This window comes from Rugamonas rubra (assembly GCF_900114705.1).
GTDB classification, from domain to species: domain Bacteria; phylum Pseudomonadota; class Gammaproteobacteria; order Burkholderiales; family Burkholderiaceae_D; genus Rugamonas; species Rugamonas rubra.
The window spans coordinates 138,555-162,829 of record NZ_FOTW01000015.1; the positions used below are offsets into that span (position 1 = coordinate 138,555).

The 24,275-nt window shown below is 66.6% G+C and carries 21 protein-coding genes; 10 read left to right on the top strand and 11 right to left on the bottom strand.

All coding sequences use genetic code 11. The features are described 5' to 3' along the window. Positions 1-2: 2 nt before the first annotated feature. The 7 genes from BM252_RS16645 to mfd form a co-directional block, all read right to left on the bottom strand. The gene (locus BM252_RS16645) at positions 3-2,252 is read right to left on the bottom strand and encodes a hypothetical protein (RefSeq protein ID WP_139236545.1); all 2,250 of its coding nucleotides are present in this window, start codon (positions 2,250-2,252) and stop codon (positions 3-5) included. 157 nt (positions 2,253-2,409) lie between these two features. Then, positions 2,410-3,330 (bottom strand): pyridoxal-phosphate dependent enzyme, encoded by a 921-nt coding sequence (locus BM252_RS16650; protein ID WP_093388792.1) that lies wholly within the window; start codon positions 3,328-3,330, stop codon positions 2,410-2,412. Between the two features lie 92 nt (positions 3,331-3,422). Next, positions 3,423-3,974: a cysteine hydrolase family protein gene (locus tag BM252_RS16655; protein ID WP_093388793.1), complete on the bottom strand. Its 552-nt coding sequence runs from the start codon at positions 3,972-3,974 to the stop codon at positions 3,423-3,425. Between the two features lie 200 nt (positions 3,975-4,174). Next, positions 4,175-5,230: a serine hydrolase domain-containing protein gene (locus tag BM252_RS16660; RefSeq protein WP_093388794.1), complete on the bottom strand. Its 1,056-nt coding sequence runs from the start codon at positions 5,228-5,230 to the stop codon at positions 4,175-4,177. A 78-nt stretch (positions 5,231-5,308) separates the two neighbouring features. Continuing rightward, positions 5,309-5,671, bottom strand: coding sequence for a DUF4870 family protein (locus BM252_RS16665; protein ID WP_093388795.1), 363 nt, complete (start codon positions 5,669-5,671; stop codon positions 5,309-5,311). Between the two features lie 83 nt (positions 5,672-5,754). Then, positions 5,755-6,597, bottom strand: coding sequence for a phosphoserine phosphatase SerB (gene serB / locus BM252_RS16670; RefSeq protein WP_093388839.1), 843 nt, complete (start codon positions 6,595-6,597; stop codon positions 5,755-5,757). 42 nt (positions 6,598-6,639) lie between these two features. After that, on the bottom strand, positions 6,640-10,083 hold the full coding sequence (gene mfd, locus BM252_RS16675) for a transcription-repair coupling factor (RefSeq protein ID WP_093388796.1): 3,444 nt from the start codon (positions 10,081-10,083) through the stop codon (positions 6,640-6,642). Between the two features lie 169 nt (positions 10,084-10,252). On the opposite strand from mfd, the gene BM252_RS16680 reads away from it, so the two are divergent. Next, positions 10,253-11,347, top strand: a complete 1,095-nt coding sequence (locus tag BM252_RS16680; protein ID WP_093388797.1) for a branched-chain amino acid aminotransferase — start codon at positions 10,253-10,255, stop codon at positions 11,345-11,347. A gap of 29 nt (positions 11,348-11,376) precedes the next feature. Here the strand turns inward: BM252_RS16680 and BM252_RS16685 are convergent, their stop codons facing one another. Then, positions 11,377-12,366, bottom strand: coding sequence for a 5'-nucleotidase (locus BM252_RS16685; protein ID WP_093388798.1), 990 nt, complete (start codon positions 12,364-12,366; stop codon positions 11,377-11,379). A 415-nt stretch (positions 12,367-12,781) separates the two neighbouring features. Between BM252_RS16685 and BM252_RS16690 the strand changes: the two genes are divergently transcribed. The 6 genes from BM252_RS16690 to BM252_RS16715 all read left to right on the top strand — a co-directional run bounded on the left by BM252_RS16690 (position 12,782) and on the right by BM252_RS16715 (position 18,194). After that, positions 12,782-13,684 carry a choice-of-anchor A family protein gene (locus BM252_RS16690; RefSeq protein ID WP_245774299.1) on the top strand — a complete coding sequence of 301 codons (903 nt, stop codon included), beginning with the start codon at positions 12,782-12,784 and terminating at the stop codon, positions 13,682-13,684. Positions 13,685-13,830: 146 nt separating this feature from the next. Beyond that, complete coding sequence (locus BM252_RS16695) at positions 13,831-14,964, top strand: GGDEF domain-containing protein (protein WP_245774300.1); 1,134 nt, start codon at positions 13,831-13,833, stop codon at positions 14,962-14,964. A gap of 90 nt (positions 14,965-15,054) precedes the next feature. Further along, a complete protein-coding gene (locus BM252_RS16700; protein ID WP_093388801.1) occupies positions 15,055-15,444 on the top strand; it encodes a DUF4280 domain-containing protein in 390 nt (129 codons plus the stop codon). Positions 15,445-15,630: 186 nt separating this feature from the next. After that, the gene (locus BM252_RS16705; RefSeq protein WP_093388802.1) at positions 15,631-17,367 is read left to right on the top strand and encodes a methyl-accepting chemotaxis protein; all 1,737 of its coding nucleotides are present in this window, start codon (positions 15,631-15,633) and stop codon (positions 17,365-17,367) included. Positions 17,368-17,457: 90 nt separating this feature from the next. Next, on the top strand, positions 17,458-17,742 hold the full coding sequence (locus BM252_RS31075; RefSeq protein WP_093388803.1) for a hypothetical protein: 285 nt from the start codon (positions 17,458-17,460) through the stop codon (positions 17,740-17,742). A gap of 41 nt (positions 17,743-17,783) precedes the next feature. Continuing rightward, entirely contained in the window at positions 17,784-18,194 is a 411-nt protein-coding gene (locus BM252_RS16715; RefSeq protein ID WP_093388804.1) for a hypothetical protein, read from the top strand. A 26-nt stretch (positions 18,195-18,220) separates the two neighbouring features. On the opposite strand, the gene BM252_RS16720 is transcribed toward BM252_RS16715, so the two are convergent. After that, positions 18,221-19,165: a lipase secretion chaperone gene (locus BM252_RS16720; RefSeq protein WP_093388805.1), complete on the bottom strand. Its 945-nt coding sequence runs from the start codon at positions 19,163-19,165 to the stop codon at positions 18,221-18,223. A 10-nt stretch (positions 19,166-19,175) separates the two neighbouring features. Then, positions 19,176-20,090 (bottom strand): lipase family alpha/beta hydrolase, encoded by a 915-nt coding sequence (locus BM252_RS16725; protein WP_093388806.1) that lies wholly within the window; start codon positions 20,088-20,090, stop codon positions 19,176-19,178. A gap of 246 nt (positions 20,091-20,336) precedes the next feature. Between BM252_RS16725 and BM252_RS16730 the strand changes: the two genes are divergently transcribed. The 3 genes from BM252_RS16730 to BM252_RS16740 all read left to right on the top strand — a co-directional run bounded on the left by BM252_RS16730 (position 20,337) and on the right by BM252_RS16740 (position 21,754). Continuing rightward, on the top strand, positions 20,337-21,026 hold the full coding sequence (locus BM252_RS16730; RefSeq protein WP_245774301.1) for a TetR/AcrR family transcriptional regulator: 690 nt from the start codon (positions 20,337-20,339) through the stop codon (positions 21,024-21,026). A 126-nt stretch (positions 21,027-21,152) separates the two neighbouring features. After that, positions 21,153-21,383 (top strand): DUF433 domain-containing protein, encoded by a 231-nt coding sequence (locus BM252_RS16735; RefSeq protein ID WP_093388841.1) that lies wholly within the window; start codon positions 21,153-21,155, stop codon positions 21,381-21,383. Further along, entirely contained in the window at positions 21,380-21,754 is a 375-nt protein-coding gene (locus BM252_RS16740) for a DUF5615 family PIN-like protein (RefSeq protein ID WP_093388807.1), read from the top strand. Before BM252_RS16735 ends, BM252_RS16740 begins: the two co-directional genes overlap by 4 nt. A gap of 166 nt (positions 21,755-21,920) precedes the next feature. Here the strand turns inward: BM252_RS16740 and BM252_RS16745 are convergent, their stop codons facing one another. Beyond that, positions 21,921-24,224: a penicillin-binding protein 1A gene (locus BM252_RS16745; RefSeq protein ID WP_093388808.1), complete on the bottom strand. Its 2,304-nt coding sequence runs from the start codon at positions 24,222-24,224 to the stop codon at positions 21,921-21,923. Between the last annotated feature and the right edge of the window lie 51 nt (positions 24,225-24,275).

Sequence of the window (24,275 nt, forward strand, 5' to 3'; positions counted from 1 at the left end):
GCTCAAACCGGCGGCAGGTCGTTGCAGATCTTTACCGGCCAGTCCGCCGTGGCGTGACTGACGCCGCAGGGGCGCGCGGTGCGGTCGTACACGGTCAGGTGGAAAATGTAGACGCAGCACTCGCCCCGTTCCAGCGCGAAGCCGGGCGGCACAGGGTAGGGCAGGGACGTCCTGCAGGTCGGGTCGACCGCGCGCAGGTCGAACTGGGTGAGCGTGCCGATGACGGTGGGTACGGTCGGCACGCCGCAGCGCGTGCCGGGATCGCCCACCCGCGAGGTGCCATGGAAACACGGAGGGCCGGAAAGCGGGATGCTGATCGGGATCGGGATCGTCGGCCCGCCTTGTTTTTCCACGGAAACGACGTAGTAGTCGAAGTTGTCGTTGGGCCGGGTCAGCGGCAGGAGGGTGTCGTCGATGTATTCGTCGTAGGCGATGCCCGAGACCGGCAGCGGCCACGGCACACTGCAATCCGGCGGCAAGGCGAACTGGCTGACGAACAGGTCGGCGCATTTGGGCACGGCGTTGATCTGGACCAGGGCGGTGATCGGTTTGTTGTCGATCCACACGCGCTGGGTGTCGCAGTAGCTGTTGCCGAGCGTGTCCTCGAGCACCAGCCGCAAGGTGTACAGCCCGCTCAACTGGCAGCCGCCCACGTTGCTGCTCCACGACGAGGGCGACAGCAGCGCCTTCGGGTCGCTGAGCAGGCAATACGGCGGGAAGGGCACTTGCACCAGACAATCCGGCACCCAGTTGGCGGTCAGGACCGAGGTGTCGGTGCGCATATTGATGTCGCGGTACTGGGCCGCCGTGCTGAACTCGACGGTCCAGAAGTTGCTCCAGCCTGCGGTCGCGCAGTCGGTCTCGTAACCCGGCTTGTAGTCGAGCGTGTAGCGTTTGATCTTCTGGCTGTCGTCGCAGCCGCCGACGAAGGCCGCGCCCCAGATTTGCAGGCAGGTGCCGAACGAGGCTTCGAAGTCGCCCGCCGCGCGCGTGCACAGGGCCGGCACGTGGTCGATGAAGCGGGCGGCGGGATCGAAGGGCGTGCTGTCGAGCGTGAAGTTGCCGTCCACGCCGAGTATCCGCACGTCCTTCTTGAAGACGCCGAAGATGATCGGTCCGCAGGGCGGCAGGGTCTGGTTGGCGCCGTAGACGGTCAGGCGCACGAAGTAGGTGCCGGCGTTCAGCAAAGTGCTGTCCAGGTAGGCCAGCAGCCCGCCCGTGACCGGGCTGTTGCCCTGCACCGTGTTGCCCGGCGGGACAGGCGGATACACGAAATTGGCGGCGTGCCAAACGATATTGTCGGTCGACCATTCGAGCACATAGCGCACGAAGCCGAGGCCGGCGGCGGTGCCGTGGATCGGCACGACCAGCGCGGGAATCGCCGGGTTGACGACTTCGGCGATGCATCCCTGCGGGCCGCTGAGTTCGCACGTCAGCGGACGAAAACAGTCGCGCAGGCAGAACCAGTACCTCACCAGGCAGCGATACACGTCGATCAGGTTCTTGGCGCGCGCCAGGCAGCAGCCGAAACGGGTGGCGCACATGCACCAGCACTGGTAGAACCAGAACCAGGGCTCCCTGCAGTGCGCGTCGAACGCCTTTTCGCCCAGCAAGGCGCGGGTGGTGTCGACCGTCATCAGGCGTTCGAACACGGCGGCCGCCTCCTCTTCGCCCTCGTCGCAGTCGATCTGGCCGTCGGCCACGGCGTCGGCCAGGCCGGCGGTGAAATCGATGCTGGCGAGCTGGTCGCTGACGAAGGGACGGTAGGCCTTGGCCAGGGCGGCGACCAGGATGTCGAGGTCGCGGCGCTCGAGCTCGGTCAGGTGGCCGGGCGTGACCGGCGTGCCGACCGCCTGGCGCACGCACAGCCAGTAGCGGTACAGGTAATACGCCGACAGGCGGAAGGTGCGCGGCCGGCGGCACACCAGCCAGCCGAAGATCATGCAGCAGCGGATGTGCAGCAGCAGCCAACGCCAGCGCTCGATAGGTCCAAGCAGTTCGCGCGCCTGGGCCGGCAAGAGGGCGAACACCACCTCGTCGTCGGGGAAGCCGCCCAGCAGCCGCTGGGCCGCTGCCAACTCCGCTTCGCAGTCGGGCGGGGCTTGGCGGGCTTCTTCGCCGAGCGCGTCCAGGTCGCCGGCCCGCTTGAGGTCTTCTTCGAGGATCGGGCGGTAGATATCCACCAGGGCCTTCAACACGATCTGGAATTCCGGGCTCGACGGATCGCTCGCTTCAGGGTGGGAAGTTGCCATTTTTGTTCCCCTTCAAGATGTGCATTTAGAAATGCCCGGAATACATACGGACGAGTGAACTCGCGCCAGGGAAATCACGGTGGCGTGGGAACCATTCTAGTAATGCGCGATAGCGTCGGGTTTGATGTGGAACAAGCAGGCCCAGCCAAAGATGGCCCTAGGCCGCCAGCGCGGCCAGGTCGACGCCGATGCCGCCGCAGACGATGAACAGCGGCCGGCGGAAGCGCGCCAGCTCGTCCACCCGCTCGTAGCCGGCCGCCAGCGCCGCGCCGCAGGCCGGCTCGACCAGCACGCGCATATCGTCGGCGAAGCGGCGCGCGGCGGCCACCGCCTGGGCGTCGCTGACCACCACGCTGAGCACGCTATGGCGGCCGGTCCAGGCGTAGGCCTCGGCGGCGACCCGCTTGGCGCCCAGCGTGGTGGCGAGCGAGGTGATGGCCGGCAGGCTGACCAGGGCGCCGGCGCGCATCGAGGCGCGCAGCGAGGCCGCGCCCTCGGTCTCGACGGCGATCAAAGGCACCTTGGCCAAACCGTGGCGGTGCAGGCCCTGCAGCACGCCGGACATCAGCCCGCCGCCGCCGACCGAGCACACCACCACGTCGAACTCGGCGTCCATGGCGCGGCTCTGCGCGACGGCCTCGTCGATCATGCTGGCGTTGCCTTCCCAAATGTCCGGATGGTCGAACGGCGGCACGTAGACGGCGCCGGGCGCGCCGGCCAGGCGCTGCGCCTCGAGGTTGGTCTCGTCCCACACGGCGCCGTGCACGATCACCGTCGCGCCGATGTCGGCGATCTTTTGCCGCACCGCCGCCGAGGTGGTCTGCGGCACCAGGATGGTGGTGCGCACGCCCAGCGCCACGCCGGCCACCGCCGCCGCGAAACCGGCGTTGCCGCCCGACGGGCAGACCAGGTGGTCGGCGCCGGCGGCCACGGCGCGCTGGCACAGCAGGCCGATGCCGCGCAGCTTGAACGAGCCGGACGGCTGGCTGTTCTCCATCTTCAGCAGCACGCGCTTGTCCAGCGCCGCCGACAGGGCGCGGTGTTCCAGCAGGGGAGTGGGAATGTGCAATGGGGTCATGTCGGCAGGGCTCCTGGTTCTCGGATTTCGGTAGTGAAATTGAATTGTTGCAACGCCGGGTGAGCATATCACCTGGCGCGCCGCTTTGCAGCCTAGCTTGAGAAGTCGCAGTCGGCCGCCGCGCGCAGCGTGGCGAAGGGGCCGTCGAGGGTGGCGTTGTGGTGGGCGATGATGGCGCCGGCCGGCAGTGCCGGCGTGTCCATGCAGCTGTGGGCGTCGGCCACCAGCACCACCTTCAGGCCCAGGTCGGCGGCGGCGCGGCAGGTGGTGTCGATGCAGTACTGCGTCTTCAGGCCGGCGACGTGCAGCTCGCCGACGCCGGCCTCGGCCAGCCGGCGCGCCAGCTCGGTGCCGTGGAAGCAGCTGGGGCGGCGCTTGTCGAAGACCTTGTCGCGCGCCGGGTCGAGGTCGAGCGCGGCGAGCAGCTGCCAGGCCGCGCTGCCGGCGGCGATGGGCGAACCGTCCGGTCCGGTGTGGCGGGCGGCGAAGATGGGCGCGCCGGCCGCGCGCGCCTTGCCGATCAGCAGCTGGACGTTGGCCAGCAGGCGCTCGGCCTCGTGGGGCCGTTCGGCGCCGTTGAACAAGCCTTGCTGCATGTCGACGATCAGCAGGGCGGAGGAGGGGGACGATGGTGCTGCTTGCATGGTGTTGTTCCTGTCTGTGTGAGCCGGCAGGGACGAGGGAAATGACAAGGCCCCGTCCATCGCTGGCGGGGCCTTGGGGGGAATCACTTCTCGCTGACGCGCACTCTCCTCACGGCCCGCCGGTGGCGGTCGTGGTGGTGGTAGTGGTGTTGAGCACGAGGAAGTTCATGGGCTCAATATATCGGCTAGCCGGGGGCGCGTCAAGCCTCGACGCCGGTCTCGGTCTCGGTCTCGGCCTCGGCCGCCAGGTCGGCGGCGATGGCGCGCAGCAGCGCCGGCTGGTCCGGTTCCAGCAGGTCGTTGTTGCTCAGCTGGATGACCGACAGGCCGGCGCTCGGCACGCGTAGGATCAGCGTGTTGAAGCCCCACAGGCAGCCGCTGTGGAACACGTAGTCCATGCCCTCGTGGTTCAGGCACTCCAAGCCGTAGCGGTAGGAGAACAAGGCGCCGTCGTTGTCGTGCGACTCCTGCAGCAGCGCGTGCAGCAGGCTGTCCGGCGCGGCGTACTGGCGGTGCCAGTCGCGCTCCAACAGCAGCAGGTCGTCGGTGCAGGAGTACAGGCCGCCGTCGCCCACCGTGTTGGCGTTGCCCAGGTGCTGCTTGTAGCCGCGCGGGCGCAGCGGGTCCGGGCTGTAGCTGCGCACCCGGTCGGGCAGGACGGCCTGGCGGTCGACGTCGAAGTCGGTCGCCGCCATCGCCAGCGGTTCGAACACCAGCCGGCGCGCGTAGGCCGCCAGCGGCGTGCCGCCGACCACCTCGATCAACTGGGCCAGCAACTGGTAGTTGCTGTTGCTGTAGTCGTGGCGGGTGCCGGGCGCGAAGTCGAGCTCGTCGAACTTCTCGATCAGTTGCAGCACCAGCGGGTTGTCGAAGTAGTTGCTCTCGTGCCGGCCCAGCTGCAGGTCCAGATAGGGCAGGTAGTCGGGGATGCCGCTGCTGTGGTTGAGCAGGTTGCGCAGCGGCACCGGCGTGTCGATGCGGTGCATGACCGGCAGGCGGGCGCGGACGTCCTCGTCCAGCGACAGGCGGCCCTGGCGCACCAGGTCGAGGATGCAGGCGGCGGTGAACTGTTTGGACTCGGAACCCATGTAGTAGCGCGAGCGACCGCTCAGTGGCACGCCCAGCTCCATGCAGGCGACGCCGTGGTGCAGCTCGAACAGGGGGGCGCCGTGGCGCACGACGAGGGCGCTGAAGCCGGGATCGCTGGCGGGAACCTTGGATTGGACGGTAAGGAAATGCTCGGTCAGAAAATTCATCAGTGTGGGATTGGCTATGGTCGAGGTAGTACATGGGCGCGGCGGCGCCCAGGCGATGGCACTGCGGCGGATGGCGTCTCAGCCAGGTATAGCTTCGTTGCGGTTCAGGTCGGAGATGCCCTTGATCAGGCGGTAGGCCTTCCACAGCCAGGCGCCGATCCAGACCAGCCAGGCCAGCGGGATGCCGATGATGGTCATGAACAGCACGAAGCCGACGAACATCCACACCACGTACCACCAGAACGAGCGGATCTGCCAGCTGTGGTGGCTGTAGACGAAGGTGCCGGCCGTCTCGCCGCGCTTGACGTAGTTGATGATCAGCGGAATGAAGGAGAAGGCGCCCAGCGAGAACAGGAAGCTGACGGCGTGGATCAGGTAGAGCCACCAGGCCAGGTTCTTGGCGGAATCCAGGCGGGTGTCGAAAACAATCTCTTGGGACATGGTCGTGCTCCTCGGTGCGGGCGGTCAGGCTTACCAGTATAGCAATGTTGGCAAGCCTGTGCGCGCGCCGCAGGGAAGCTACGCTAGCTGAGCAGCGGCAGGATGCCGTCCAGGCCGACGAAGTTGAGCGCTACGCTGGCCTGCTCGCGCACCACCGGCTTGGCGCGGAAGGCCACCGACAGGCCGGCGATACCCATCATCTTCAGGTCGTTGGCGCCGTCGCCCATGACGATGGCCTGCTCCGGGCGGATGCCCAGCTGGGCGCAGACGCGCTCGACGGTGCGCTTCTTCTCCTCGGCGTCGACCACGGTGCCGATGACGCGGCCGGTCAGCTTGCCGTCGACGATCTCCAGTTCGTTGGCATGCGTGTAGTCCAGCCCCAGGCGCGCCTTCAGCCGTTGGGTGAAGAAGGTGAAGCCGCCCGACACCAGCAGCGTCTTCAAACCGGCCGCCTGCACCGCCGCCAGCATGTTTTCCGCGCCGAGCGACAGGCGCAGGCGCTCCTCGTAGACGCGCTCGAGGGCACCGGCGTCCAGGCCCTCGAGCAGGGCGACGCGGCGCGCCAGGCTGGCCGCGAAGTCCAGCTCGCCGCGCATGGCCGCCTCGGTGATCTCGGACACCTGCGCCTTCAGGCCCTGCATGTCGGCGATTTCGTCGATGCACTCGATGGTGATCAGGGTCGAGTCCATGTCCATCGCCACCAGCTTGAATTGGTCCAGCCGGTGCCGGCCCATCATGTAGGTGGCGTCGAGCTGGGCGGCGTGGGCCGCCACCTCGATGGTCTGGCGCAGGCCGGACGAGTAGCTGATGTCCTCGCAGCGCACGGCGCGCTCGCTCAGCCAGGTCAGGCGGACCGGCGCGGCCAGCGCGGCGATGCGCTCCAGGCGCGGTTTGCAGTCGTCCAGGCCTTGCAGGACCAGGTTCATGGTGGTGTTCTTTGCTGTGTTCATGGCTGCTTGTTCTAATGTTTAGGCGGTCAACTGTTTGATCGCGGTTTTAATCTGGCTGACGCGTGCCGCCAGGTCGGGCATGGCGACGGTGATCTTCAACTTGTCCTGGCCGTTCAGCTTGATCTGGCGGTTCTTTTGGATCAGCTCGATGATGCGCATCGGGTCGATCGGCGGCTTGGCCATGAACTGCAGCGTGGCCGCCTCGCCGTGGGCGTCGATCTTGATGATGCCGACGGTCTTGGCGGCGATGCGCAGGCGGTGCGTTTCGACCAGCGCGCGCACCGGGTCGGGCAGCTTGCCGAAGCGGTCGATCAGCTCCTCCTGCATGTCGTCGATCTTGTGCTGCTCGGCGCAGTTGGCGAGGCGCTTGTAGATCGACAGGCGCTCGTGGACGTCGCCGCAGAAGTCGGCCGGCAGCAGCGCCGGCACGTGCAGGTTGATCTCGGTGGTGGAGGCCAGCGGCGCCGCCAGGTCCGGCTCGGTGCCGTTCTTCAGCGCGCGCACCGCCTCGTTGAGCATGTCCGAGTACAGCTGGAAGCCGATCTCGTGCATCTCGCCGGACTGGTTGTCGCCCAACACCTCGCCGGCGCCGCGGATCTCCAGGTCGTGCATGGCCAGGTAGAAGCCGCTGCCCAGCTCTTCCATCTGTTGGATCGCGTCGAGCCGGCGCTGCGCCTGCTTGGTCAGCGTCTGCACGTCGTGCACCAGCAGGTAGGCGTAGGCCTGGTGGTGCGAGCGGCCGACCCGGCCGCGCAACTGGTGCAGCTGGGCCAGGCCGAACTTGTCGGCGCGGTGCATGATGATGGTGTTCGCCGTCGGCACGTCGATGCCGGTCTCGATGATGGTGGTGCACAGCAGGATGTTGTAGCGCTGGGCGACGAAGTCGCGCATCACCTTCTCCAGATCGCGCTCGTGCATCTGGCCGTGGGCCACGGCGATGCGCGCCTCCGGCAGCAGCTCGGTCAGCATGGCCATGCGGTTCTGGATGGTCTCGACCTCGTTGTGCAGGAAGTACACCTGGCCGCCGCGTTTGAGCTCGCGCAGGCAGGCCTCGCGGATGATCGCCTCGCTCTCGCCGCGCACGAAGGTCTTGATCGCCAGGCGCTTCTGCGGCGCGGTGGCGATGATGGAGAAGTCGCGCAGCCCTTCGAGCGCCATGCCCAGCGTGCGCGGGATCGGCGTGGCGGTCAGGGTCAGCACGTCGACCTCGGCGCGCAAGGCCTTCAGCGCCTCCTTCTGGCGCACGCCGAAGCGGTGCTCCTCGTCGATGATGACCAGGCCGAGGCGGGTGAACTTGACGTCGCCCGACAGCAGCTTGTGGGTGCCGATGACGATGTCGAGCGTGCCGTCGCTCATGCCCTTGATGGCCTGGGTGATCTCCTTGCCGGTGCGGAAGCGCGACAGCTCGGCGATGCGCACCGGCCAGTCGGCGAAGCGGTCGGCGAAGGTCTGCGCGTGCTGCTCGGCGAGCAGGGTGGTGGGCGCCAGGATGGCCACCTGCTTGCCGCCCATGACGGCGATGAAGGCGGCGCGCAGCGCCACCTCGGTCTTGCCGAAGCCGACGTCGCCGCACACCAGGCGGTCCATCGGTTTGCCCGAGGTCATGTCCTTCAGGACGTTGCGGATCGCCTCGGCCTGGTCGGGCGTCTCGTCGAAGCCGAAGCTGTCGGCGAAGCGCTCGTAGTCGTGCGCCGAGTACTCGAAGCTGTGGCCCTGGCGCAGGGCGCGGCGGGCGTACAGGTTGAGCAGTTCGGCGGCGGTGTCGCGCACCTGCTCGGCGGCCTTCTTCTTGGCCTTTTCCCACTGGCCCGAGCCGAGCGTGTGCAGCGGCGCGTCCTCCGGCGAGGCGCCGGAGTAGCGCGAGATCACGTGCAACTGCGACACCGGCACGTACAGCTTGCTGTCCTTGGCGTACTCCAGGTGCAGGAACTCGGTCTCGCCCTCGCCCAGGTCCATGCTGGTCAGGCCCATGTAGCGGCCGATGCCGTGGTTGATGTGCACCACCGGGTCGCCGATCTTCAGCTCCGACAGGTCGCGCACCATCGACTCGACCTGGGTCACGCCTTCCTGTTTCTTCTTGCCGACGCGGCGGCCGGAACCGGCGTACAGCTCGGTCTCGGTGATGAAGATCAGCTGCTGGCCGTCGACCGACAGCTCGAAGCCGGCGTGCAGCGGCGCCACGCCAAGGGTCAGCTTGGCGTCGCTGGCGAGGAAGCCGTCATAGCCCTCGACCGGCGTCAACGCCAGGTCGAACTCGGTGAAGTACTGCTGCAGCGTTTCGCGCCGGCCGTTCGACTCGGCGCAGACCATCACCCGGCGGCCGCTCTGCAGCAGGTAGGCGCGCAGATTGGTCAGCGGGTCCTCGCTGTGGCGGTTGACGGCGATGTTGGGCACCGGCGCCGACAGCTCGGAGGCGCCGGCCTCGGCGTCGCGGGTCAGCACCAGGCGGGAGTAGGGCTTGGCCAGGGTGAAGAACTGCTCCTCGCTGAGGAACAGCGCCTCCGGCGCCAGGATGGGGCGCTCGCGGTCGGCCTTGAGGAAGCGGTAGCGCGAGCCTGTGTCGGCCCAGAAGCGCTGGATGGCGCCGTCGATGCCGCCCACCAGGGCCAGCGCGGCGCCCTCGGGCAGGTAGTCGAACAGCGTCGCGGTCTGCTCGAAGAACAGCGGCAGGTAGTACTCGATGCCGGCCGAGGCGATGCCGCTGCTGATGTCCTTGTAGACCACCGAGCGCGACGGGTCGCCCTCGAACTGCTCGCGCCAGCGGTTGCGGAAGGTGGTGCGGGCCGGCTCGTCCATCGGGAATTCGCGGCCCGGCAGCAGGCGCACCTCGCGCACCGGGTACAGCGAGCGCTGGGTGTCGGCGTCGAAGGTGCGGATGGTCTCGATGGTGTCGCCGAACAGGTCGAGCCGGTAGGGCAGGGCGGAACCCATCGGGAACAGGTCGAGCAGGCCGCCGCGCACCGAGTACTCGCCGGGCGACATCACCTGCGAGACGTGGGTGTAGCCGGCCAGGGTCAATTGGGTTTTCAGACGGACTTCGTCGAGCTTTTCGCCCTGCTTGAAGAAGAAGGTGTAGGCGGCCAGGAAGGACGGCGGCGCCATGCGCACCAGCGCCGTGGTGGCCGGCACGATCATCACGTCGCACTGGCCGTTCTGGATCTCGTGCAGCGTGGCCAGGCGCTCGGACACCAGGTCCTGGTGCGGCGAGAAGGCGTCGTAGGGCAGCGTCTCCCAGTCCGGCAGCAGGTGGCAGCGCAGCTGGCCGGCGGCGAACCAAGGGATTTCGTCGAGCAGGCGCTGGCCGTCGCTGGCGTTGGCCACCACCACGGCCAGCATGCGGCCCTGCGATTTGAGTTCGAGCGCCGACAGCGCCAGCGCGTAGGCGTCCGCCGAGCCGTACAGGGCGGGCAGGGCGTAGCGGTTACCGGGTTTGGGGAGGGATTTTTTTAAGTCGAAGGACATGCAGGCGCTGACACAGATTGAACGGTTAAGCGCACCGCCCAGAGTGGCAATGCCGCTGCGCACATTATAGACGAAGCCTCCGCGCCACGTGGGGCGGCGATGCGGCCGGCCGCTACGGAAACGACAAAACTTGGTATCATGGCCGATACTGAACTATCGGAACCCCGCCATGACCACCACTCCCCGCTTTGTAGTCACCCCATCGACCCACCCGCTGAGCGACGCCGAGCGTGCCGAGCAACTGCGCGTGCTCAGCTTCGGCCGCACCTTCACCGACCACATGGTGGTGATCCCCTACCGCGACGGCGCCTGGCAGCAGGGCGAGGTGAAGGCCTACGGCCCGCTGATGCTGGACCCGTCGGCCTCGGCGCTGCACTACGGCCAGGCCATCTTCGAGGGCTTCAAGGCCTTCTCGCAGCCGGACGGCAGCATCAAGACCTTCCGTCCCGAGGCCAACGCCGAGCGTTTCAACCGCAGCGCGCGCCGCCTGGCCATGCCGGACCTGCCGGTCGACCTGTTCATGGAGGCGGCCGACCTGCTGATCAATCTGGACGCCGCCTGGGTGCCGAAGAACGTCGGCGAGAGCCTGTACCTGCGTCCGCTGATGATCGCCACCGACGCCTTCCTTGGCGTGCGGCCGTCCAACGAATACCTGTTCGTGCTGTTCGCCTCGCCGGCCGGCGCCTACTTCCCGCAGGGCGTCAAGCCGGTCACGGTGTGGATCAGCGAGGACTACGTGCGCGCCGCGCCGGGCGGCACGGGCGAGGCCAAGTGCGCCGGCAACTACGCCGCCAGCCTGGTGGCCCAGGCCCAAGCGCAGGAAAAGGGTTGCGACCAGGTGGTCTGGCTGGACGCCGTCGAGCGCCGCTACATCGAGGAGATGGGTGGCATGAACCTGTTCTTCGTCTACCAGGAAGAGGGCAAGAGCGTCATCGTCACGCCCGAGCTGACCGGCACCCTGCTGCCCGGCATCACCCGGCGCAGCCTGCTGGAGCTGGCGCGCGACCTGGGCTACGAGTCGAGCGAGCGCAAGCTCACCGTGCAGCAGTGGCGCGACGACGTCGCCGCCGGCCGCCTGACCGAGGTGTTCGCCTGCGGCACGGCCGCCGTCATCACGCCGGTCGGCAAGGCCAAGGCCAACGGCTTCGAGCTGAGCATCAACAACGGCCAGAACGGCCCGGTGACGATGGCCCTGCGCGAGGCCCTGCTGGCGATCCAGCACGGCACCGTCGAGGACCGCCACCACTGGATGCACCAGGTCTGAGCGTCATCCCCGGCGGCGATTATTTAGGGTCAGACCCTAGGGTCTGACCCTGGTTCTGCGCCTTTGGGTTTGGCCGGCGCCCGCCGGTTGGCCACGCCGAACGGCACGTGCACCATCGGGATCGTGCCGCCGGCCGATTTCAGGTGGCTGAGCTGGTCGTCGAAGAAGATGTGCGGCTTGAAGATGCGCAGCACGCGCGCCTTGTCCATGCCGCCCAGGAAGAAGGTCTCGTTGGCCGACACCCCCCAACTTTTCAAGGTCGTCACGACGCGCTCGTGCGAGGGGGCGTTGCGCGCCGTGATGATGGCGATGCGCAAAATTTTGCGGTAGGCCGGATCGCGCCGCAGCGCCCGCTCCTCCAGGCGCTGCATGCGCGCCAGCTTCTGGAACAGATCGGCCAGCGGCCCCGGCTGGTGCGGCACGGCGACATGGGTCCGCTCGTGGGCGTGGAACTCGGCGACGTCGTTGTTGCGCTTGAAGACGGTCTCCGACTCGTCGTCGGCGATCACACCGTCGAAGTCGAAGGCGACGCGCAGCTCGGCGCCGTCGCCGCCGTCCGGCTCCTCGTCGGCGGTGCGCGAGGGCAGCACCAGGCCGGCCGGCAGGCCCGCCTCCAGCGCCATGCGCACGTCTTCCTCGTTGGCGCTGAGGAACAGCGCGGCGTTGAAGGCGGGCAGGTAGGTGTAGGGCGACTGGCCGGTGACGAAGCAGGCGCGCGAGATGTCCAGCCCATAATGGGCGATCGAGCGCATCACCCGCAGTCCAGTCTCGGGCGAATTGCGCGACAGCAGCACCACCTCGACCGGCGCCTGGCGGGCGAAATGCTGGTTGATGCCGAGGAAGCGGCGGATGAAGGGGAAGGCGACGCCCTTGCCCAGCACGCTGTCGTGGTGCTGCTCCTGGTATTTGCGGTAGGCCTCGGCGCCTTGCTCGAGGTAGACGCGGTGCGACTCGGTCAAATCGAACAGCGCGCTCGAGGCGATGCCGATGACCAGCTTGTTTTCTATCGGGTAGGCCATGGGGCGCTCAATCTTTGCTAAAGAGTAAGTGTACGGCAGAACTTCGGCCGCGTCGCGGCCCTCAGCTGCTCGTGGTGCCGGGCCGACCATCGCGGAATCGGCGAATGTATTGCCGCAGTGGTATGATGGTTGTGTTTCTGTCACTCGACTATACAGCTTGTTTTCATAGGGGAAATGGCAATATTCGGTACTGTATTGGTATTGTCCTCTAAAAATATTTCTTGTTTTTGTGAAAATACATATTGTCTTTGAGCTATAATTCGTCCTGTCAAACGCAGCAAGCAGCGTGTTCAGCGTGTTTCTTCCCAAAAACCAGCAACAGTACCAATTAGATACCATGACTCCAACCACATTCGTTGCCCGTCTCCTGCCCGTACTGCTGGGCACCTCCGTCCTGTGTTCCGCCCAAGCCGCCGTGTCCTCCATCGATCTGGGCGCGGCCGCCGGTTACAGCGGTTTTTTCTATAACAACGTCACCACCGTGGTCGATGTCGAGGGCCGCCTGGCCGTCGGCGGCGACCTGTACACCAGCGGCCTGTCGGTCGGCTACCGCACGCCATACGGCGTCACCGGTCCTAGCTTGGTGGTAGGCGGCAATGTGCACCTGACCAGCGGCGACATCTTCACCGGCCCGGCCACCAAGGTGAACACCAACGCCAGCGAAGGCCCGATCACCGAATACAAGAAGGAAACCGGCTACGGCGTGTACGGCGGCACCAAGGTCGGCTCCAGCGACTACCACGACCTGCGCCAGCAAACCGGCGTGATCGACTTCGCCGCCGCCAAGACCCAGCTGACCAAGCTGTCGGCCGATCTGAACAACACGGCCGCCAACGGCACCGTCGAACTGAAATGGGGCGGCATCTACCTGACCGGCGACAACAGCTCCGACCTGCAGGTGTTCAACGTCAATTCCAGCGAGCTGGGCAACCTGGTGTTGGAGAACGTCAAGTCCACCGCCAACGTCGTTATTAACGTCACTGGCGGCGGCATGGTCAGCTTCACCGGCGGTCAAACCGGCCAGATGGTATCGATGCGCGATCGCCTGATCTACAACCTGGTCAACGCCACCGACATCAGCATGTCGACCTACGCCTACGGCACCGTGTTGGCCAACAACGCCGTGCTGAGTGCCGGCTCCGGCCACCTGGAAGGCAACATCATCGCCAAGGCGATGACCACCAAGGTCGAGATCGGTTTCGAGCCGTACAAGCCTTACCTGCCAACTTCGCCGGTGCCTGAGCCGGAAACCTACGCCATGCTGCTGGCTGGCCTGGGTCTGGTGGGCTTCATGGCGCGCCGCCGCAAGGCCGCCTAAGACACAGCGTGTCGCCGCCGGCTACCGCCGGCTAAGGAAGGGCTCCCGTGGGAGCCCTTTTTGCTGTTTGGCAACACCACGCCGGCGGCGATTGCCTTGCCGCCGCCGCTGCGCTACATTGGGGCATCGCGCCCCAGGGAAACGCCGTGCTCAATCCAGAGACCCTCTTGCTGGTCGAAGTGTGCATCACGCTGCTGACCACGGCGCTCTTGCTGGCCGCCGCCTTCTACACCGATTCCGTAGAAGAGCAGCGCCTGTGGGCGCTGGGCAATGTGACGGCCTGCGCCGGCCTGGCCGTCTCGGCGATGGACGGCCTGCCGCAGCTGGTCCACGGCGTGCTCAGCTACGGCGTCATGGCGCTCGGCATGGGCCTGATCCTGCGCGGCGTGTGCCTGTTCTGCGCGGAGCCGTTGGCGTGGAGCCGGGTGGCCCTGATCGTCGCGGTGCCGCTGGCGCTGGCCGGCTATTTCAGCGTGGTCGAGCCCAGCCTGCGCGTACGGCTCAGCCTGAGCGGCTTCTATTTCGGCGCCCTGTGTTGGCTGTGCGCCGCCACCCTGCTGCGCCACGCCGACTGGCGCAGCGTCGCCATCAGCGTGCTCGGCTTCACCGCGCTGGGGCTGGCGCTGGGCGCGCGCGGCGTCTACCTGGTCCTGTATCCGCTGCCGCCGGCCGGCCGCGGCGCGCTGCCGTTGGACCTCAGCCTGCTGGCGACGGCGCTGGCCCAGGTCTGCGTCGCCTTCGGCATGGTGATGATGGTGACGCGGCGCTACGCCGAGCAGCTGCGCCGGCTGTCCACGCTCGACCCGCTGACCGGCGCGCTGAACCGCGCCGCGCTCGAGCAGCAGGGCGGCCGCGTCGCCCAGCGCACCCTGCACGGCGGGCGCAGCCTGTCGGTGCTGATGCTCGACGCCGACCATTTCAAGCAGGTCAACGACAGCCACGGCCATCCGGTCGGCGACGAGGTGCTGCGCCATCTGACCCGCCTGCTGCGCCAGGAGTTGCGCCCGCTCGACCTGCTGGCCCGCTACGGCGGCGAGGAGTTCGTGCTGGTGCTCGACGGCATCGACCTGGCCGGCGCGGCCGGCGTCGCCGAGCGCCTGCGCGACAAGGTCGAGCGGGCGCCGGTGGCGGTCGACGGCCAGGCCGTGCACTACACCGTCAGCGTCGGCGCGGCCTGCTCGGACGAGCACGGCTACGACCTGCTGCGCCTGATCGCCGTCGGCGACGCCGCCATGTACGCCGCCAAGCGGGCCGGCCGCAACCGCGTGGTCTGCCTGTGAACGGCGGCGCGACGGCGCTGGCGCGGCGGCCCCGTTGTCGGCCATAATGGGGCTGCCGCGAATTCGTCGACCACCAACAGGAGAGATGCGATGGCCAACCAGGTTGCCATGGGCGCGATGCTCAGTTGCAGTTTCGGCGCGGCGCCGTCGTCGCTGGTGGTACTGCCGACCAACTGCGTGCTGGCCGACGGGCCGCCGGCCGCGACCATCATGGACCACGTTCCGATGCTCAACATCATGCCCTTCGGCATGTGCAACTCGCCTGCCAATCCGATGGTGATCGCCGCCACCGCCGCCGCCCTCGGCGTGCTCACGCCGATGCCCTGCATCCCCGCCACAGCCGCGCCCTGGGTGCCGGGCGCGCCGACCGTGCTGATCGCCAGTTTCCCAGCGCTCGACAACAACTGCAAGTGCATGTGCAACTGGGGCGGCGTGGTCGCCGTCAACAGCCCTGCCACCACCACCACGATGATTCCGTAGCGCCCGTCCGACGGCCCGCCGCCCGCCGCTTATTTGCCCGTTGGAAATAAACTACAGTCCGGCGGACAACTGTTGACCTAGGCCAAGGGAGCGCCCATATTCGAGTTGCGGGAGATTCTCTCCAATTCTATCCGGCGGCCTAGCCAGGCGACCGGTCCTCGGGCAGCGGCATAGCGGGAGTGAGCGATGTTTAATAATTTATTGATCAAATGGAAACTCGCCAGCCTGGTCGCCATCATGATGCTGGCGCTGGCCGTCATCGGCGGCAGCGGTTACAAGGGCATCGCCACCGTCGGCGGCGCCGTCAACGAGATCGGCGTGGTGCGCCTGCCCTCGATCCAGGGCCTGCTGATCATGAGCGAGGGCCAGACGGCGGTGGCGGCGGCCACGCTGACCACGGCGATCTACGAAAACGACTACCATTCGCAGGACAAGTTCGCCGCGGCGATCAAGCTGCACCAGCAGGCCTGGAAGCACATCGACGCCGGCTGGAAGAAGTACGAGCCCTTGCCGCAGACCGAGGAGGAGGCCGTGCTGTGGAAGCAGTTCGTTGCCGAGTTCGAGGCTTGGAAGGCGGTCGACGGCAAGATCGTCGGCTTGATGAACACGCTGGCGGGTAACCAGGACGAGCAGAAACAGAAGGACATGTTCGTCGAGTTCTACCGCCATTACGAACTGTCGCGGCCGCTGTTCCTGAAGGCCGAGACAACGTTGATGAAGATCCAGGATTTGAACGACGCCATCGCCAAGGCCAGCGTGCAGGAGGGCGGCGACGCGCTGGTGCAGGCCAAGCGCATGATGGTCGGCTCGGCGTTGTTGGCCATGCTGGTGGCCATCGGCTGCGCCGTCTACATCACCGGCACCATCACGCGGCCGCTCAACGAAGCGGTCAAGGTGGCGCGCACGGTGGCCTCGGGCGACCTGAGCAGCCGCATCGAAGTGCACACCACCGAGGAGACCGGCCAGCTGCTCGGCGCCTTGAAGGAGATGAACGACAGCCTGGTGCGCATCGTCGGCCAGGTGCGCTCGGGCACCGACACCATCGCCACGGCGTCGACCCAGATCGCCAGCGGCAACCTCGACCTGTCCTCGCGCACCGAGGAACAGGCCAGTTCGCTGGAGGAGACCGCCTCGTCGATGGAGGAGCTGACCTCGACCGTGCGCGCCAACGCCGACAACGTGCGCCAGGCCAGCGCGCTGGCCGCCTCCGCCTCCGGCGTGGCGCTGCGCGGCGGCCAGATGGTCGGCCGCGTGGTCGCCACGATGGAGGCGATCAACCAGTCGTCCAACAAGATCGTCGACATCATCAGCGTGATTGACGGCATCGCCTTCCAGACGAACATCCTGGCGCTCAACGCGGCCGTCGAGGCGGCGCGCGCCGGCGAGCAGGGGCGCGGTTTCGCCGTCGTCGCCAGCGAGGTGCGCAACCTGGCACAGCGCTCGGCCACGGCGGCCAAGGAGATCAAGGTGTTGATCGGCGACTCGGTCGGCCAGGTCGACGCCGGCAGCAAGCTGGTGGCCGAGGCCGGCGCGACGATGGACGAGATCGTCGCCAGCGTCAAGCGCGTCACCGACATCATGGGCGACATCAGCATGGCGACCCAGGAGCAGAGCGCCGGCATCGACCAGATCAACACGGCGGTCAGCCAGATGGACAACGTGACGCAGCAGAACGCCGCGCTGGTCGAGCAGGCCGCCGCCGCTGCGGCCTCGCTGCAGGAGCAGGCCGGCGGACTGGCCGAGGTGGTCAGCGTGTTCCGCATCGACAGCGCGGCGGCGGCACGGCCGGCGGCACCGATCGTCGCCGCCGCGCGCCGGCCGCTGGGCTCGCCCGCCAAGCCCGCCAAGTCGATCAAGCCGACCTTGCGTCTGGCCGCCACGTCGAAGGCGGCGGCCGCCACGGCGGAGTGGGAAACGTTCTAAACTGTTTCGACGGTGGCGTTTGGGCGTCGTCAAACAGTGCGCGCGCCGGCGTGTTAACCTGATTCTCCAGGCGGAAGCCAAGGAGCGATCATGCTGACGGACAATGGTGAATCGAGCATTGCGAACCAGACGCGCGCCGACTATGCTGGAAAGATGGAAGCTCGCCTCGACAGATTGGAAGGACGGCTCACTGCCATTGAAGCGGACGTGGCCGTCATTCGTTCAAACTACGCGACCAAAGAAAACCTTGCGGAACTCAGGACGGAGTTCCACAAGGCGATCAATGAACAGACGTGGAAAATCATTCAATTCATGACGGGCGTTATTGTTGCCGTAACCGGCGCCGTCTACTTCATCGCCCGCTACGTCCACTAGCGGCTCACAGCAGCCGCGCCAGCCAAGCGCCGGAGTACGGTATGCCGAGCAGTATCGAAAATCCAGTCCCCAGCAGCCAACCCGACGACGAACCACCGATTGCGGACCTGGATAAGCGGGCCTATTATAAATACATGGAATCCAGGCTCAATCTCTTCGAGGCGAACTTGAGCACGTTGCGCTCCGACATGAATGCAGGTTTCGATAGGCTGCAGAGGGATGTACATGTGCTACAGGAAACCACGCGCAGGCTTGAACTCAGCGATATCAAAACGCAGGCCGATATGGAAATGCTCAGGCACGACATCGCCTACATCCGTGACAACTACGCTACCAAGGCAGATCTGCAGGAAGCGATGATGAAGCTCACCTTGCGCATCATGGGCATGATGATGGTGATGACCGGCTCCTTGGTCGGCGCGATGTTCTTTATTGCGCGTCATTCATCCTAGCCCGCATAACGACGAGCCAGTCGTGTTCACTCATAGGCGCCCAGCCGGCGCTGCTCCTCGGCACTGAAGTTGGCGTCGCGCAGCTGCTGCAATTGCGCCTCGGTCCGCTCGTTCGGTGCGCCGGTGCCGCCCCCGCCCAGCACGTCCTTGCGCTGCGCCTGGTAGGCGCCGATGCGGCGCTGCCAGTCTGCCTCCTCGCGGTCGACCTCGGCCAGGCGCGCCGCCGCCTCTGGCGAGAAAGCCGCCGCGCGTAGGCGGTACACCTCGTTGTCGCCACCGCCCTGGGCGCGCAATTGGCGCACCGAGTCCTCCAAGCGCAGCACCTGGCTGGGCGCGTCGCGCTCGGCGCGCAGCGCCGCCGGCATGCGCGCGTCCAGCGCGTCCAGCCTGGCCTTGCGTTGCTCGGCCGTCAGCGTGGCGTCGCTGTTGATTTCCAGGCGGGCGATGGCGTCGTTGTCGTAGGCGTCGCTGGCGCCGAACAGGCCGTCGATCTCCTGCGCGCTGAAATAACTGTGGCGCAACTGCTGCATGGCGGCCAGGCGCTGCCGCGCGCCCTTGGCCAGATCGTTGGTGGCCGGCAGGCCGCGCTCCAGCACCGCCAGCGCGCCCTTGTATTTGAGGTAGTTGTCGAGCAGGCGCTTGGCCGTCGCCGCAGCGGCCGGCTTGAGGCGGCGCTCCAGCTCGCGCTCGATCTCGGCCTTGATGGCGTTCAGGTCCTTCTCGCCCAAGCCGGCCAGATAGTAGTCGAACAGACGGCCCAGTTCGGCGTCGACCACCAGCTGGTCGGCGCCGTCCTGGCGCAGCTCGCCGTCGGGCCGGGTGCCCTCCATCGAGCGCACGAACGCGAAATAGTTGGGATCGGCGCGCTCTTTGACCGGCGCCGCCGCCTCCGGTTTGAAGAAGGCGAAGTACAGCGCCGCCAGCAGTATCGCCAGCGCGCCCAGCCGCAGCAGTGTCGCGTTCGTGTTCATGCGCCTCTCCTTACAGTCCCAGGCCCTGCAGGCGGTTGGCCTGCTGGCGGAAGATGGTCACCGGATTGGTCTCGAACAGGTTGGTGATGCCGACCAGCTGGTTGACCTCGTCGAGGTGGTTGAGCGCGTAGTCGTCGCGGATCACCCGGCCCAGGTGGCTCGAGCAGCTGGCCACCAGGCCGTCGTTCTTGGCGCCGTTGAAGGCGATGGCGGTCAGGGCCAGCACCGGGTCGCTGACGTCGAGCACGTTGGTGTAGGGCTTGGCGCCGCTCCAGGAGAAGTAGTACACGCCGCGCGCCTGGTGGGCGCCCTCGCCGCAGGCGGTGGTTGGCAGGCCCTCGGGGTGGGCGGCGTTGAAGGCGGCGGTGCCGGCCGTGCTCAGCGAGACGGCGGCGGCGCGCGAGTTCTGCGGCAGCGTCGGGCTGCCCGACAGGAAGCTGATGAAGCCGGAGACGGCGTTGACCAGGCTGTAGCTGGCGCCCGGCACGGCGCCGATCAGCACGTCGGCCACCTTGGAGCCCTTGTTGACGCCGCCCACGCTGCTGACCGAGGCCACCAGGTCGGGCCGCACCGAGGCGACGTAGCGGGCGGTCGGGCCGCCGTGGCTGTGGCCGACCAGGTTGACTTTGGCGGCGCCGGTTGCGGCCAGGATCTGCTTGACCTGGGTCAGCAGTTGCTCGCCGCGCACCTCGGTGCTGTTGGCGGCCGACACCTGGGTGACATAGACCTTGGCGCCGCCGTCGCGCAGGCCGGAGGCGATGCCGTAGAAGTAGTCGACGGGGCCGATGTTGTCGAAGCCGAACAGGCCATGCACCAGCACGATCGGATACTTGGTTTGCGTGTAGCCGGCGGCCCAGGACGGCGCGGGCAGGGCGCAGGCGGCGATCAATAGCAGGGACAGCAGTTTCCAGAAGCGTTTCTTCATTTTTGTCTCCAATGGGTATTGAAATGAGATAGCTGAAAATGGACGAATAGTCCGTGCCGGCAACGCCTGTTTCCTCCCGGTCTGTGCCGGAAGTAAAACGAGCAACTGCTCGGTTTTCGAAATGTAGCACCGCTTTTCCCGCCGCACATGGCGCACGTGGCAAAGCGCGGGCGGAATTTGCATTCGGCCCGAATCAGTTGTTTTCCTGAGATATAATTGTTCCGAAATTCAATCTTCGGGATGACCTTGCCGGCCCAATTCGACTTCCAACGCTTCCAACAGATGACGCCGCTCGACGGCGCCAACATCTGGGCCTATCTACTCGACCGCTATGCCGAGCGCATCGGCGTCAAGCGCCGCAAGCCGGCGCTGGAAAACCTCGAGAAAATCTTCAACGCCACCTTCCGCCTGGCCAACGACGTCGGTTTCCGCGCCATGACGCTGCGCGACCTGAGCCGCGAGACGGGCATCTCGATGGGTGGCTTGTATGGCTATATCGACGGCAAGGACCAGCTGGCCGAGATGATCGAGCAGGTGGTGCGCCACGCCACCACCGAAATCCCGCGCATGTTCGCCGGGGTCGACAGCGCGCTGGACCGGCTGGAGGGGATGATACGGGCCTCGATCTACCTGTCGGAGATCCTGCAGCCGTGGTTCTACTTCGTCTACATGGATTCTCGCGTGCTGGCGGCCGAGCAGCGCCAGGTGGCCAAGGAGTCCGAGCTGTACGTGCAAACGGTGGTCGCCGCCACCATCGAACAGATCGCGCCGCGCCCGGCCGGCGACGCCACGCTGCTGGCGGCGCATTGCCTGGCCCTGTTCCAGGACTGGTACGTCAAGCGCTGGAAGTACCGCGCCGCCAAAATCAGCCCCGACGACTTTGCCGACAGCACGGTGCGCTTCGTGCGCGGCTATCTGGGCCACTCCGCCGCCTGAGCTGGCTCCGTCGTCCTCGCGCAAGTGGGACACGTCAATTCATGGCTCGTGCGTTTTCACAAATGGTTCTTGAAATTCCATTCTCAATCCACTACTGTTGAAGTGAGTTTCGATAAGGGGTCCGACATGGAACAACTGGATCGCATCACCCAGCAGGCCGAAGTGATGGGCGGCAAAGCGTGCATCCGTGGGATGCGCGTGACGGTCGGTATGGTAGTCGGCCAGATCGGTGCCGGCCGTAGCATCGACGAAGTTCTTGCCGACTATCCTTATCTGGAGCGCGAGGACATCATGCAGGCGCTTCGCTACGCCGCATGGCGAGCCGAAGAACGTGAGGTCATGCCGACCATTGCATGAAACTGCTGGTCGATATGAATCTGTCTCCACGCTGGATCGGCGTGTTGAACGATGCGGGAATTGTGGCCGCACATTGGTCATCGCTGGGTGCTAGCAACTCGCCAGACTCGGAAATCATGGCTTACGCCAACACAAACAATTACGTGGTTCTCACTCACGATCTGGACTTCGGCACGATTCTGGCCGCCACACAGGGTAAGAAGCCAAGCGTAGTGCAAATTCGCGCTGACGATGTCAGCCCGAACCTGATTGGCGTACAGGTCATAGCTGCCTTGCGGCAGATGGCGGAAGAACTGGAAGAGGGCGCGTTGCTCACCGTGGATGTCAAACGCACCAGGTTGCGGCTGCTGCCTTTGCAATGGTCGAAATGATCGGCGATTTCACCGACAGCACGGTGCGCTTCGTGCGCGGCTAACAGCAGCACGGCGTGCGGGCCTGATTGAGTGTTACCCCCAAGCCAGGACGCTGGGGTCAGACCCCATGCGGGGTCTGACCCCTCTCGGCCGCATTGCGGGGTAGGGTGGCTATAACGCCGGCCTAGTTGGTCACCGGCTCGGCGGCTGCGGGCGGCAGCGGCGCCGCGTCGCCCATGTCGAGCGAATGCACCGCCGCGTCGCCGGTGAACTCCTCGTACAGCCACTCGCCGTTGACCTGCACCAGGCCGTCCGGCACCGGCCGTTCCTGCGCCGGACGCTTCTGCAGCGCCACGCGCATGTAGTCGATCCAGATCGGCATGGCCACGGTGGCGCCGAACTCGCGCCCGCCGAGCGACTTCGGATCGTCGTAGCCCATCCACGACACGGCGACGATGCCGCCGCCGTAGCCGGAGAACCAGCCGTCGACGGCGTCGTTGGTGGTGCCGGTCTTGCCGGCGAGGTCGCTGCGGCCCAGCTTGGACGCCGCCGCGCCGGTGCCGCTGCGGACCACCTCGCGCAGCATGCTGTCGGTGACGAAGGCGTTGCGCGGGTCGATGACGCGGGCGCTCTCGGCCAGCGCCGCCGCCGGCTTGGCCTCGGAGATGACGGCGCCGTTGCCGTCGACGATGCGGGCGATCAGGTAGGGCTCGACCTGGTAGCCGCCGTTGGCGAACACCGCGTAGGCGCCGGCCAATTGCAGCGGCGTCACCGCGCCGGTGCCCAGGGTCAGCGTCAGGTTCTTCGGCTGCTTGGCCGGGTCGAAGCCGAACTTGCCCAGGTAGTTGTGGGCGAACGGCACGCCGACCGAACGCAGGATGCGCACCGAGGCGACGTTCTTCGACTTGGCCAGCGCCGTGCGCATGCTGATCGGGCCGTCGTACACGCCGTCATCGTTCTGCGGCTTCCAGGCTTCGTTGCCGGTGTCGGCGCCGGTCAGTTCGAGCGGCACGTCGTTGATCAGGGTGCCGGGCGAGAAGCCCTTCTCCAGCGCCGACGAGTAGATGAACGGTTTCATCGAGGAACCCGGTTGGCGCCAGGCCTGGGTCACGTGGTTGAATTTTTGCTGGTTGTAGTCGAAGCCGCCGACCAGCGCGTGGTAGGCGCCGGTGTTGGCGTCGATCGAGACGAAGGCGGCCGCCACCTGCGGCACCTGGCTGATGGCCCACATACTCTTCTCGCCGCGCGTGACGCGGATGATCGCGCCGGGACGCAGGCGGATGGCGTCCTTGGCGTTGGCCGACAGCGCCGGCGCGGCCAGGCGCAGGCCCTCGCCGCTGATCTCGATCTCCTCGCCGGCCAGTGTTTCGACGCGCACGGCGCGCGTGCCGGCCTCCAGCACCACGGCCGGAATCAAACGGTCGCTGCCGGGACGCTTCTGCAGCGCCTCCTCGATGGCGTCGTCGCGCAGCGCGGCGTCGGCCGGCAGGGTGATGAAGGCCTCGGGGCCGCGATAGCCGTGGCGCTGGTCGTAGGCCAGCACGTTGCGCCGCACCGACTCGTAGGCGGCGTCCTGGTCGGCCTTGAGGATGGTGGTGTAGACGCTGATGCCCTTGGTGTAGCTGTCCTCCTTGAACTGGGCGAACACCACCTGGCGCGCCAGCTCGGCGACGTATTCGGCGTGGGTGTCGAACTCCTGGCCACGGTTGTTGACGCGCAGCGGCTCGTGCAGCGCCTGTTCGTACTGGGCGTCGCTGATGTAGTTGAGCTCATGCAGGCGCTTGAGCACCGTGTGCTGGCGCTCGCGCGCCCGCTTCGGGTTGACCGCCGGGTTGTGCCGCGCCGGGTTCTGCGGCAGGCCGGCCAGCATGGCCGTTTCGGCGATGCTCAAGTCCTTGATCGACTTGCCGAAGTAGGTCTGCGCCGCGCTGCCGAAGCCGAACGAGCGCTGGCCCAGGTAGATCTGGTTCATGTACAGCTCGAGGATCTGGTCCTTGCTCAGCGCCGCCTCGATCTTATAGGCCAGCATGACCTCGTTGAGCTTGCGGCCGATGACCTTCTCGCGGGTCAGGAAGAAGTTGCGCGCCACCTGCATGGTGATGGTCGAGCCGCCCTGGCGGAAGCCGCCGGCCAGGTTGGACTTGGCGGCGCCCATGGCGCGGATCCAGTCGATGCCGCCGTGCTCGTAGAAGCGCGTGTCCTCGATGGCCAGCAGGGCCTTCTTCATCATGTCCGGCATGTCCTTGATGGGCACGAAGTCGCGGTGCTCCTCGCCGAATTCGCCGATCAAGACCTTGTCGGCGGTGTAGATGCGCAGCGGGATCTTGGGGCGGTAGTCGGTGACGGCGTCGAGCGCGGGCAGCTTGGGCGCCACATACAACAGCAGGTAGCCGAGCAGGCCGGCACCGACGATCGCCGCGCCGGCGGCGGCCACAATCACGCCGCGCACGACATTGCGGCGGCTGAACAAGTTGGAGGAAGCGGTCAAAGAGAACTCTCACGGTGGCTAGGTGGGCGAATTATAGACCAAGCAAAAAAC